12 protein-coding genes are annotated in these 11593 nt (G+C 41.6%); 2 read left to right on the top strand and 10 right to left on the bottom strand.

Annotated elements, in window-relative coordinates; translation table 11 throughout:
- The first annotated feature begins 82 nt into the window (after window positions 1–82).
- Both ACSBL2_RS07990 and ACSBL2_RS07985 read left to right on the top strand, forming a co-directional pair.
- Window positions 83–307 carry a hypothetical protein gene (locus tag ACSBL2_RS07990; RefSeq protein WP_442591157.1) on the top strand — a complete coding sequence of 75 codons (225 nt, stop codon included), beginning with the start codon at window positions 83–85 and terminating at the stop codon, window positions 305–307.
- A gap of 271 nt (window positions 308–578) precedes the next feature.
- Window positions 579–809 (top strand): outer membrane beta-barrel protein, encoded by a 231-nt coding sequence (locus ACSBL2_RS07985; RefSeq protein WP_442591156.1) that lies wholly within the window; start codon window positions 579–581, stop codon window positions 807–809.
- A 165-nt stretch (window positions 810–974) separates the two neighbouring features.
- Here the strand turns inward: ACSBL2_RS07985 and ACSBL2_RS07980 are convergent, their stop codons facing one another.
- The 10 genes from ACSBL2_RS07980 to ACSBL2_RS07935 form a co-directional block, all read right to left on the bottom strand.
- The gene (locus tag ACSBL2_RS07980) at window positions 975–2225 is read right to left on the bottom strand and encodes a sulfate adenylyltransferase subunit 1 (RefSeq protein ID WP_442591155.1); all 1251 of its coding nucleotides are present in this window, start codon (window positions 2223–2225) and stop codon (window positions 975–977) included.
- Window positions 2225–3115 carry a sulfate adenylyltransferase subunit CysD gene (gene cysD / locus ACSBL2_RS07975; protein ID WP_442591154.1) on the bottom strand — a complete coding sequence of 297 codons (891 nt, stop codon included), beginning with the start codon at window positions 3113–3115 and terminating at the stop codon, window positions 2225–2227. Before cysD ends, ACSBL2_RS07980 begins: the two co-directional genes overlap by 1 nt.
- Before the next feature lie 25 nt (window positions 3116–3140).
- Window positions 3141–3845 carry a phosphoadenylyl-sulfate reductase gene (locus tag ACSBL2_RS07970; protein ID WP_442591153.1) on the bottom strand — a complete coding sequence of 235 codons (705 nt, stop codon included), beginning with the start codon at window positions 3843–3845 and terminating at the stop codon, window positions 3141–3143.
- Window positions 3846–3871: 26 nt separating this feature from the next.
- Entirely contained in the window at window positions 3872–5353 is a 1482-nt protein-coding gene (locus ACSBL2_RS07965) for a TSUP family transporter (protein ID WP_442591152.1), read from the bottom strand.
- 24 nt (window positions 5354–5377) lie between these two features.
- A complete protein-coding gene (cobA, locus tag ACSBL2_RS07960) occupies window positions 5378–6169 on the bottom strand; it encodes a uroporphyrinogen-III C-methyltransferase (RefSeq protein WP_442591151.1) in 792 nt (263 codons plus the stop codon).
- A complete protein-coding gene (locus ACSBL2_RS07955; RefSeq protein WP_442591150.1) occupies window positions 6166–8262 on the bottom strand; it encodes a nitrite reductase in 2097 nt (698 codons plus the stop codon). Before ACSBL2_RS07955 ends, cobA begins: the two co-directional genes overlap by 4 nt.
- A 439-nt stretch (window positions 8263–8701) precedes the next feature.
- On the bottom strand, window positions 8702–9424 hold the full coding sequence (locus ACSBL2_RS07950; RefSeq protein WP_442591149.1) for a hypothetical protein: 723 nt from the start codon (window positions 9422–9424) through the stop codon (window positions 8702–8704).
- Entirely contained in the window at window positions 9424–9804 is a 381-nt protein-coding gene (locus tag ACSBL2_RS07945) for a GntR family transcriptional regulator (RefSeq protein WP_442591148.1), read from the bottom strand. The genes ACSBL2_RS07950 and ACSBL2_RS07945 overlap by 1 nt, the downstream gene beginning before the upstream one ends.
- 1 nt (window position 9805) lies before the next feature.
- On the bottom strand, window positions 9806–10642 hold the full coding sequence (locus ACSBL2_RS07940) for a hypothetical protein (RefSeq protein ID WP_442591147.1): 837 nt from the start codon (window positions 10640–10642) through the stop codon (window positions 9806–9808).
- Between the two features lie 5 nt (window positions 10643–10647).
- A complete protein-coding gene (locus tag ACSBL2_RS07935; RefSeq protein ID WP_442591146.1) occupies window positions 10648–11478 on the bottom strand; it encodes an ATP-binding cassette domain-containing protein in 831 nt (276 codons plus the stop codon).
- Window positions 11479–11593 lie beyond the last annotated feature (115 nt).

Below are 11593 nucleotides of genomic sequence, written 5' to 3'. Positions count from 1 at the left end.
CAGTACGTTCTTTGTAAGCATCAGCTCAACCTGAAAATTTTCAACATTCTGCAAATTTATAGCCGTTAATTATTTATAGCTTATGGGTTCCATCAAAGGCCGCATTAGACTGGTATACGAACAGGGGCTCGAGGTTGAATATGCCTCAGAACTCTATATCATCTGGATGATAAAGAAAGGATCGATCATCAAATTCCCGGGTGAAGGCATTATTGAAATCATCGAAATTGACACTTATTTCAAAGATCAAAACAACCTTATCAGTTTCCTGGTCGTGGCGCAGGTGAGACTCCTTTTTTCGGTTTGAGGCCTAAAACAAACTATCCCACTTCAATTTAAAATCAGGAAATACAGAGAATGATGTTATCCTCTACCATAACCGGTTCAGTTCAGCAAATTTAATGGGAACAGCATCTAAGCGTGTTAAATTTACCTGGCTTGCAAACACAATACAGACTTTCCGATTACACGAAACAATGAATGCTGAATTATTCCTAAACTATCATTCTACAAAGGTGTATGGAAGCTAAGTCATAAAACCACTGTTTAGTATTGATGTGGGCTTTAGTAAATCATTCATGAACAACAAAGCAAATATTAAATTTGCAGCAGCCGATATATTCAACCTCATGAGGCCACAGATCAGCACGACTATCTCCTCACGGGATTATCGTCTTTCTCAGAAACAGGAAAGCAGGATTTTCAGGTTAACATTTACGTATAATTTTGGCAATGGCCTGATCAAGGTAGCCAGAGAGCGATTGAAGGATTCAGAAACCGAACAGAACAGGGTTCAATCAGGCAATTAGAAAAAAATGGGCCGACACACAATAATATGTCTTTTATAACGCTTATGTATATGAGAGCGTTAATTAGATAACGGGGGATAATTCGAAAGAGTTATCCCCCGTTTCTTATTTTAAGGCTATTTGCTACATCAATATGTGGGTTAAAGTAGGTTTGATTGGTTACAATTATTCCACTATAGCCCTGAACATTAAAGCACCTACCGTCAAGTTGGTACGGCTGTCGATCAGAATTGCGGATCCGTTGGCTGTATTTTCAGTATACAGATCAAAAGCCAGTTCATCAGCTGTTTTGATCACCACACGACCAATATCATTCAGTTTGAACTCATAAGCCTCCTCTTTTTCAAGCGTATTGATATTTACCTTGTGGAGGATCTCACGGATCTTACACTTGGTTAATTTACTGTTATGCTGTAAAAAATAGGTAATCGAATCGTCCATAGGTTTATTGTCCATCCAGCACAGGTCGGCTTCAATTAACTGTGAACTTTGCGGCAGGTGATTTGAATTGACCAAAACATCTCCCCTGCTGATATCAATATTATCTTTCAGGTGTAAGGTAACCGACATACCGGCAACAGCCTCTTCCGGCTGCTGGTCGAAAACCTCAATCCGTTCCACCACAGAACTGCTTCCTGATGGTAAAACAGTAACCCGGTCATTCACCTTAAAGGTACCGCTCAAAATTCTTCCGGCATAACCCCTATAATCATGCAATTCATCAGTCTGTGGGCGTATTACCCATTGTACCGGCATTCTTGCAAAATCAGAAGTTTCCTTTTCTGAAGTCTCCACAGTTTCCAGGAAGTCCAGAAGGCTTGCTCCTGTATACCATGGCATATTTTCAGAATGGTTAACGATATTATCCCCTTTAAGAGCACTAACAGGAATAAAAGTTACGTCCTTCAACTTAAGATTCGCAGCAAGAGTTTTATACGCTGCTGTGATCTGAAGATACACCTCCTCACTGTAATTTTCCATATCCATTTTGTTGATACAGATCACCACATGGCTGATTCCCAATAAAGAAACCAGATAGGAATGGCGTATGGTTTGTTCTACAACCCCGTTTCTTGCATCGATTAAAATAATAGCCAGGTTTGCTGTTGAAGCTCCGGTAACCATGTTCCGGGTATACTGGATATGTCCCGGTGTATCGGCAATGATAAACTTACGTTTTTCAGTCTGGAAATATTTATAGGCCACATCAATGGTGATTCCCTGTTCTCTTTCCGCGCGTAATCCATCTGTTAAAATCGCCAGGTCAATAGATCCATCGTCATTTTTACGATTGGATTGCTGCAGTGCTTCCAGCTGATCGGCCAGAATAGAATCCGTATCGTATAACAATCTGCCGATGAGGGTACTTTTTCCATCATCCACACTGCCTGCTGTAAAAAATTTAAGTATGTTCATTAAAAATATCCTCCTTTTTTGCGGTCTTCCATTGCGGCTTCCGACACTTTATCATCCAAACGCGCGCCACGTTCACTAATTTTTGATGCGCTGATTTCTTCTATAATATCATCTATTAGATAGGCATCTGACTCTACTGCAGCGGTACAGCTCATATCGCCCACAGTACGGAACCTTACCATTCTGCTGGTCACCACATCATCCTCATCCATATTCAGGAATGGGGATGCGGCCATCAACTGACCATTTCTGGTGATACAATCTCTTTGATGGGCAAAATAAATCGACGGAAGATCCATCTTCTCACGGCGGATATAATTCCATACATCCAGTTCTGTCCAGTTACTGATAGGGAAAACACGGACATTCTCACCTTTATGGATTTTACCATTGTAAATATTCCATAACTCCGGTCGTTGACGTTTAGGATCCCATTGTCCGAATTCATCACGAATAGAGAAAATACGTTCTTTGGCCCTTGCTTTTTCCTCATCCCGTCGCGCTCCACCTATACAGGCATCAAAACCATGCTTGGCAATCGTATCCAGTAAGGTGACGGTCTGCAGGGAATTCCTGCTGGCGTTTTTGCCACGTTGTTCTATGACTTTACCCTGGTCTATAGACTCCTGTACATATCCTACAATGAGTTTCTCTCCCAACCGTTCCACCATCTGGTCTCTGTAGCTGATTGTTTCTTCAAAATTATGTCCTGTATCAATATGTACCAGTGGAAAAGGGAACTTACCAGGCCGGAATGCTTTTTCGGCAAGCCGCACAAGCGTAATCGAATCCTTCCCTCCTGAAAACAGTAATGCGGGCTTCTCAAACTGTCCCGCTACTTCACGTAAAATATGAATTGCTTCTGCCTCTAATTCGTCTAAATAGTCCATTAGTATGTGTTCATGTGTTAAAATCTTATTTTGTGGCATGTAAACCACATTCCTTCTTCGACTGGTCTTCCCACCACCATCGTCCTGCCCTGAAATCTTCCCCTTCGCGTACCGCACGCGTACAGGGGGCACAGCCGATAGAGGGGAACCCTTTGTCATGAAGGGTATTATATACAATATTATTTTTCCTGATATATGCCTTTACTTCATCTAAAGTCCAAAAAAAGATGGGATGAAACTTAAGCAACTGATTTTGTTCGTCCCATTCCAAATTCGCCATATCAGTCCTGTTCAGTGATTGTTCTGCCCTGATTCCAGTCACCCAGCACTTATTGCCCGCCAGTGCCCTTTTCAAAGGGACAATTTTCCGGATATTACAACACTGCTTCCGGTTTTCTACAGATTCATAAAAGCTGTTCGGTCCCTTTTTTAAGACCAACTCTTCCAATGCGATGGCATCGGGGTGATAGGCATGTATAGGTTTCTGATAGATCTCCAGGGTCCTGTTCCATACATAATACGTCTCTGGAAAAAGCCTGCCAGTTTCCAGTGTAAATACTTTTACAGGAAGGTCGTTTTTAAATATCATATCAGTAATCACCTGATCTTCCCAGCCAAAGCTGGTGGAGAAAGTAATTTGTCCGGGAAACAGCTCCGCCAGGTAAGCTATGGCCTCAACGGGTTCCATATCTTTGATCTGTGCTGCTATTTCCTCCAGGTATGCTTTCATCTTATATCAATTTAGTTAAAATATCTTTAAAAAATAAACTTTAGGATACTGCGCAGACTCACTACCACCACAATAATACCTACAGCTACCATTATACTTTTCACAGATATCCTGTTGGATACCCTTGCCGCTATCGGAGCTGCCAGGGCACTTCCAATAACCAATCCACCTATCGCTTCCCAGTGAGCAGAATTCAGCATCGTGATAAAAGTAAGTGAGCTCATGAGTGCGATAAAAAAGCGGGTAAGTTTCACTGTACCGAGAGAAAATCTTGCATTTCTCCCTCCGGCAATCAGGCTTGACAGGACGATAGATCCCCAGCCACCACCGCCTACCGCATCAATAAAACCACCAAATAATCCCAGTAAGGGGATCTTAGTGATCTTGCCACCATTCTTCTTAGACTTCACATTAAACGCTTTGGAAAGGATAATCCCGCCCAGTATCAATGTGTATAAAGACACGAATGGCTTGGTATAATGGCTGTAATGCTCCAGCGAAGAGAGCAAGAATGCACCGGCAACTGCACCAAGAATCCCCGGAACAATAAGCAGCTTAAAAAGTTTCCAGTTGATGTTTCCCATTTTATAGTGCATCCAGCCTGCTATTCCATTACTCAGGATTTCCGAAAGGTGTACCCCCATACTGGCTGATGCCGGAGGAATACCCATCGAAAGGGAAAAAGCGGTGGAGGTGACCCCGTAGGACATACCTATAGCCCCGTCTACGAGAGCAAACAGAAAACCACCTGCTAAAAACCAGTAGAAAAGAGGGTTGATCTCTGCAACATATTGCTGGAACTGTGGTTCCCGGTACCAGAATATCGTCACAAGAATCCCTATAGCAATCACAATTGTAGTCCAGATCAGCCATTTAAATGAAGGAAAGGCTGAAACAGTTTTCAGTTCCTTTTCAACAGTAGGCTGTTCTACCAGTACGGCACTCACCTCGTTTAACTTCTTAACCTTGGAATTAAAATCACCATTTAAGGTATTACGGAATGCGCTCATCTGCTGGAGGGTAATATCCAGCTCTTCGGGAAGGTGATCATTGAACAATTCTTTAAGTCTCTTGGCTATTGTAGGTGATTTTCCATTCGTAGATATGGCGATCTTAAGGTCTCCTTTTTTAACAATAGAACCCAGATAGAAATCACACAGAGCAGGTTTATCTGCTACATTCACCAATAACTTTAGCGCGTGGGCATCATGCTTTATTTCTTCGTTCAATACATTATTATTTGTTGCCGCAATGACAAGGTCAGCTTCAGCAAGGTCAGCCGACTCATAGTTTTTATGCAATAAAGTAACCTGCGGCAGCTGTCGCGCTAAGTCATATACCTCTTCAATGATATCTGCTGCAATGACCGTTATCTTTGCATTTTCACTCTGTTTTAAAACAGCCGTTAATTTTTCCAGGCCCACTGGTCCTGCGCCGATGATTACGGTATGCAGTTCATTTAACTTCAGAAATACGGGAAATAACTGATTACCTTCCAACTTTGTCAATTTATTCGTCTTTATTCTTATTCCTTAATCTACCTCCTTAACGGCTGCAAAAAAATCTTTAATAGGTTGGAACTGCGGATGCAGGGACACCACCTCGCCAAATACGAGAATGGCAGGTGCCTTGATATTTTTTTCTTCTACCAGTTCAACAATAGTATCTACAATACCAATGGCTAATTTCTCATTTTCTGTAGACCCGTTTTGTATGACTGCAACGGGCAACCGGTTTTTGTGTTCCTGTTGATAGAGTTTGACAATATCTTTCAATTTATTCAATCCCATCAGCACAACCACAGTTGCCCTGGTTCTTGCTGCCTCATATAAATCATTGGAAATGGCTCCCGAAGCCGTTGTTCCTGTAACCACCCAAAAACTTTCACTCAATCCCCGGTGGGTAACAGGAATCTGCTGCAGGCCGGGAACAGAGATCGAACTCGATAAACCGGGGATGACCTGTGCAGGAATACTGTAACTTGCTGCGAAATTCAGTTCTTCATATCCTCTGCCAAATACAAAGGGATCTCCGCCTTTAAGACGAACCACATGTCCGTAGTTCAGGGCATAATCCACCATTAGCTGGTTCACCGCTTCCTGCGAATAGGAATGTTCACCGGAACGTTTCCCAACATAGACCTTAACGACATCTTTAGCGGCATATTCGAGTACCGCTTCATTGACCAATGCATCATATAAAATCACATCTGCATCTTTAAGTGCATTTGCGCCTTTCATGGTAATCAGTTCCGGATCTCCCGGGCCTGCACCCACCAATGTTATTCTGGGTTCTCTTATTCTTCTTGTTCCTGTGGTTATCATGCTTTAACTTTCTCCTCTCTCTTCACTCTCATTTGATAATAAAACTCATCAGCCTGATTCAGGTATGCACTTGCAAACTCTTCTGTCGGTTCATTTTTATTGATCTGTAAAACAAACTCATTGAATGTTGAAGGCAGGCTAACTTCTCCAGTTTCTACATAATGCGTGTCAAATTCTTTCAGCACACCAATCTGGGTACTGCTGTTAATGCCTTTATCCAGCAACAAAGCCTTGGCGGTGTTGACCAGTACACTATAGGAATGATAGATGGAATCAGACCATGCTTTTCCCACATAGGCTTCTTTAGACCATTGTAGCTTCTCTTCGCCTTCCAATAATATCGTCGCAACCAGGTCAATGACCACGCCCGCACATTCCCCCACACCAATTGCTGTCTGGAATGTTTCTTCATGTCCCCAATCTACATATTCATGGTCCTGCAACGTAGTTAAGTCTGCAATAGGCTTCAGCAGCTGATAGAAATGGTCTTTACCTTTTTCATCATAATACAGATGGAAGCTTTGCCCTTCAGCTGCATTTGCCTGATAATCGTCAAGCACAGCCCTCAGGACTTCTGGTGCCCTTTTGGTAGGTACTTTAATCACGCGTTCTGCTACCCTTCCTTCACCATTACCTACTGTTCCGCCACCAATCATTACCTGTACGGCCGGTACAACCTTGCCGTTTGCTTTTACAGAACTGCCATGGAATCCGATATGTGCCAGACCATGCTGTCCGCAGGAATTCATACAGCCGCTAATTTTGATTTTAATGTCTTTGTCATAAATCAGGTCAGGGTATTCATCATAAATGACCGTTTCCAGTACAACTGAAAGCGACATACTGTTGGAGATCCCCAGGTTACAGGTATCAGTCCCCGGACAGGTCGTCACATCAGCCAGGCTGTCAAATCCTGGTGCGGCAAAGCTGAGTGCACTGAGTTGATTAAACAAGGCTGGCAATGCCTCTTCCCTGACAAATTTCAGCAATAGTCCCTGGTTCTGGGTAATGCGAATTTCATCGGCTGCATACGGACGGATCGCTTCTACGAGCAACCTTGCCTTGTCTGTTTTAATATCACCAACAGGAACCTTGATATATACGCCGTAGAAGCCTTCTTGCTTTTGGGCGACCACATTGGTATCGCGCCATTGCTGATAATGTACTTCATCGGCGGGGCTGATCTGAGCAATCCCTGTCACAGCAGCAGGAAATGCAGGCTGAGGCACGGTATCCAGATCAATCTCAAAAGTCTTAGACTTATTGGCAAGGACTTCTTCTGCTACCAACCTCAACACTTCTTCCAGTCCAAGCTTCTGTACCAGATATTTCAGCCTTGCTTTATTTCGGTTTGTTCTTTCCCCATAACGGTCAAAAACCCGCAAAAGTGATTCAGTATAAGGAATCAACTGGTTGGCAGGTAAGAACTCATGGACTGCGTTTGCCAGAAAAGGCTGTGCACCAAGGCCACCTCCAAGCATGACCTTAAATCCACGTTCACCGTGTTCATTCAACTTGGGAATAAATCCTAAATCATGGATATAGCTGAATGCAGTATCTTTTTCTGTCGCGGAAAAAGATATTTTAATCTTCCTGCCCATTTCCTGACAGATAGGGTTACGAAGGAAATATTTAAATACAGCCTGTGCATAGGGTGAAACGTCGAACAATTCATCCGGGTTTATTCCCGCATCAGGGGAAGAGGTTACATTTCTAACGGTATTACCGCAGGCTTCACGTAAGGTGATATCATCACGTTCCAGTTCAGCCCATAATTCTGGCGTACGGTCAAGGCTCACAAAGTGAATCTGGATATCCTGTCTGGTAGTCAGGTGAAGGTTGCCACTGCCATATTCATCTGAAACATCTGCAATACGCAACAATTGCTGGAAGGTTACTTTCCCAAAAGGTAGTTTGATACGTACCATCTGTACACCAGGCTGACGTTGTCCATATACTCCCCTGGCAAGCCTTAAGCTACGGAATTTCTCATCATGGATTCTTCCTTCACGAAAGGCACGGATCTTTTGTTCAAGATCTATAATATCTTTTTCTACTATCGGATTTTCCAGCTCCGTTCTAAAACTTTGCATATCAATAAATCTTGGTTTGTTTTGTTTGTTTTAAAAAGACGTTTTAGCATCTCTCTACACAAATATATATATTCTATATAGGTTTAGTAGTTTTTATAATGTAAAAAATGTAAATAGGGACTATTTAGAATGATTTAAATTAGACTGAAAATGCCGGGTAAAATGTTTTTACAGAAAGGTTATGACAGCGTTACCATATGAATGACAAGCTGAATTTATAACAAAAATATTTTAGAACGTTTTATATCCGGGGTAAACAGTCTGCATTAAAATTGAAGTAAGCTGCCCTTTAAAAAGCATTAAATCGACTTTGATATATCCTGAAGCTAATCCGGGGCAAACCGGGTCTAAAGCATTTACAGAGGAGCCCGGAGCGGGGGCAAGCTTTATTTCCAATAGAGTTATATGTCCCCTTGATTAGAACTGATGTAGTTGGAAACTATTCTGAGGTCTTCCACAATATCCCGTTCCGGGTTACCTTAGCCAATCCAGACAGTTTATACACAGCATCTTCAATTTTGGCATTACCCATTTCAAGTTTACTACCATCTGATAACTGAAATTTAGCATGGTTTACCTTTACCCCCCGACTCAATTCAAGACTACCGCCAAAGTTATTCTTTCCAATAGCTGTTGTAAAATTTTCTATGTGCATATTTCTGAGTTCCGTTTGCAGGAAAGATCCGGTAAACAAGTAAAAATAATTTAACTTATGTCCACTTATGCTTACACGGCCAATTCCAGAACTTGTTTTACCACTAATGAAACTACTTTCCGCGTAAGGCCTGGCAGATACGGACCGCAGTTTTTTAGTGATAATTTTGACCTCTCCTCCAGTAGAATGAAATCGGGTATCCGTATTTTCGTCAGATATCTTTAAAACCAGCTTATGTTTGGCCGAGGTATCCATTGAGATATTGTCTTTTATTCGCTTACCTATCCATATTCCCTCTTCACCCTCACTAGTAATAGAAAGGGAAAGCCCATTTACCATCGTCAAATCGATATTTTCGAGATCTTTAGCAGCATAAAAATCCATATCGACAAAGGCACTATTTTTGTTCGTTTGCACGATCTGTTCCTTCATCTTAAAGTTAAACAGGATGAGATAACCCAATAGACAGATCAGGGTGGCGACCATTATTAATGTACTTTTCTTCATTACTTTTCAAATTGATTGTTTTCCTTTAAAAAAACGATGTAACGTTGTTCTATTTCTTCGATACTGATACCGAGCAGAGAGAGGTTCCTGAAAAACAATGGAAGCTCCTGCCCCAGAAAGAGTTCTTTTCTGTGTTCTTTTATTTTACAGATGGAATCTTCGGTGACAAAAAAACCAATTCCACGTTTATTTACAATCACTTCCTTACCCTGCAGAAATTCATAGGAACGCATGACGGTATTGGGATTTACCTGCAGGTCAGCTGCAAGGTCCCTCACCGATGGAATCTTTTCGCCGGGTTTCCATTTCTCCAGCAGGATATTTTCACCCACAAAAGTGGCGATCTGAAAATAAATCGCTTCGTTATCTCTGAATTCCATATTACACTTGTTTTTCTTTGAGTTTATAGTAAGCGGCAAACCACAATAAAACTGTTGTGGTAAGCAACATGCTATTGATCACCCAGTCTATCGACTCGTAGGGGAAAAACAGATTAAAGCCGTCATAAAAATCGACGGTAGCACTAATCCCTCTGGTTCCCTTCTCCGATCCTGGTGTATTATATGGACTTAGGTCCACACTCATGTAAGGCAGGGATGTCAGGCTTGCCCTATTAAAAATCCAGGAAACCATAAACTGATTCGTGAACAAAAGAAACAGGTACACAATCACGGTGCACATTGCTGTTTTAATCAGGTGTGTTTTCTTAAAACATATACTCCCCAGAAATGCAATAGCATGTAGTATTGCATAGCTTACAAATAAGTCAAGTAATTTAAAGTCTTTATGAAGAGGGTTAAAAAGTACATTTCCATCCACCTGTTCAATATTTCCGATCTGAATAACTACCATATCGATCATAAAAAACAGGGCTAGATATACCAGTCCGAAAATTACAAATGAGTAGAGCCAGAAGACCAGGTATCTCTCCAAGGGAGATACAGGCAGCAACAATTCCGCAACAGTGCTCTTTTTATCCCACAGTATCCTAAAAATCCTGCTCGTAAAGATAACATTAACCACCAACAGGAAAAATGAAAACATCTTCCGCTGTGTATCCACACTCACCTTTCCATTACCGCTATAGGCACCCCAGCCCAAAAGCCCAGCCAAGAGTACCATAATTACGGCAATAGACAGCAGATAGGAATAAAAATGTTCCTTACTAAACTTCATAAATAATTTTGAAAAGCGCTGAAAACTGAATGTATTGTTCATAAGATTTATTTTAAAACATCTAATAGTGGCTGATGGCCGGTCGTCATTGCATTGAAAAGCAGTTCGAGATCCACCTTCCCCTCATGGTGACTGGTATTCAGGCAGATCATATGGCTACCCAACAAATTGTCCTCTCGATAGAGGATAAGCGATGGATCTGCCGGAACAATCTTGCTGAATGCAATACACGCTGCAATACGGTCCATTGAATTGTTCAAAATCATCTTTCGTTCGTGAAGTACCAATATATGATCAATCAGGCTCTCTAGATCCCTGACCTGGTGGGTAGAGATCACGATAATTTTTTCATCAGTTAAAGCAGCTGCTATGATTTTACGGAACTGTTTTTTTGAAGGGATATCAAGTGCGTTAGTGGGTTCATCCATGATCAGGACTGAAGTATTGGCTGCTATCCCGAAAGCAATCATTACTTTTTTCTGCTGACCAAGAGATAGGCTGTTCAGATCTTCGCCTTCAGGCACCTCAAATTCAGCCAGTATGGTAAAGAATTGTTCCCTGTCAAATTTCGGATAAAAACAAGCATAGCTTTTGACATACTGATGAACATTCAATTGGGGCAAATACAGTTCATCAGCTATAAAAAACAATTCCTGGAGAAAAGCTGGCTGCCTGTTCGATGCCTCCAAATTATTTCTGGCACAACTACCAGAAAGGGGATGGATAAGTCCGCAAAGACATTTCAACAATGTTGATTTTCCTGCTGCATTCTTTCCAAGCAATCCATAAATACGCCCGGGAAGCAATTCCAGATTCAAGTTCTCAAATAAAATAGATTTCCTGCTGTATCCAAAGGTAAGGTTTGATACTTTCATCATAGTAGCGGTGTATTAGTTAAGTAATACACCTCAAAGATATTTATCTGGAGGAATAAAAAAAGGGCTATATGAAAATATATTTTCATATAGCCCTTTTTCAGGTCAGCATTGCAAT

Origin of the sequence: Pedobacter sp. AW31-3R (assembly GCF_052180285.1) — a bacterium.
Lineage (GTDB): Bacteria > Bacteroidota > Bacteroidia > Sphingobacteriales > Sphingobacteriaceae > Pedobacter.
This window is presented reverse-complemented; position numbering and strand designations above follow the sequence as displayed.

Bases quoted from the DNA above. Each gene is read 5' to 3' on its own strand.
- ACSBL2_RS07990 (WP_442591157.1), top strand. From the start codon at position 83: ATGGGTTCCATCAAAGGCCGCATTAGACTGGTATACGAACAGGGGCTC.
- ACSBL2_RS07985 (WP_442591156.1), top strand. From the start codon at position 579: ATGAACAACAAAGCAAATATTAAATTTGCAGCAGCCGATATATTCAAC.
- ACSBL2_RS07980 (WP_442591155.1), bottom strand. From the start codon at position 2,225: ATGAACATACTTAAATTTTTTACAGCAGGCAGTGTGGATGATGGAAAA.
- cysD (WP_442591154.1), bottom strand. From the start codon at position 3,115: ATGGACTATTTAGACGAATTAGAGGCAGAAGCAATTCATATTTTACGT.
- ACSBL2_RS07970 (WP_442591153.1), bottom strand. From the start codon at position 3,845: ATGAAAGCATACCTGGAGGAAATAGCAGCACAGATCAAAGATATGGAA.
- cobA (WP_442591151.1), bottom strand. From the start codon at position 6,169: ATGATAACCACAGGAACAAGAAGAATAAGAGAACCCAGAATAACATTG.
- ACSBL2_RS07955 (WP_442591150.1), bottom strand. From the start codon at position 8,262: ATGCAAAGTTTTAGAACGGAGCTGGAAAATCCGATAGTAGAAAAAGAT.
- ACSBL2_RS07950 (WP_442591149.1), bottom strand. From the start codon at position 9,424: ATGAAGAAAAGTACATTAATAATGGTCGCCACCCTGATCTGTCTATTG.
- ACSBL2_RS07945 (WP_442591148.1), bottom strand. From the start codon at position 9,804: ATGGAATTCAGAGATAACGAAGCGATTTATTTTCAGATCGCCACTTTT.
- ACSBL2_RS07940 (WP_442591147.1), bottom strand. From the start codon at position 10,642: ATGAACAATACATTCAGTTTTCAGCGCTTTTCAAAATTATTTATGAAG.
- ACSBL2_RS07935 (WP_442591146.1), bottom strand. From the start codon at position 11,478: ATGATGAAAGTATCAAACCTTACCTTTGGATACAGCAGGAAATCTATT.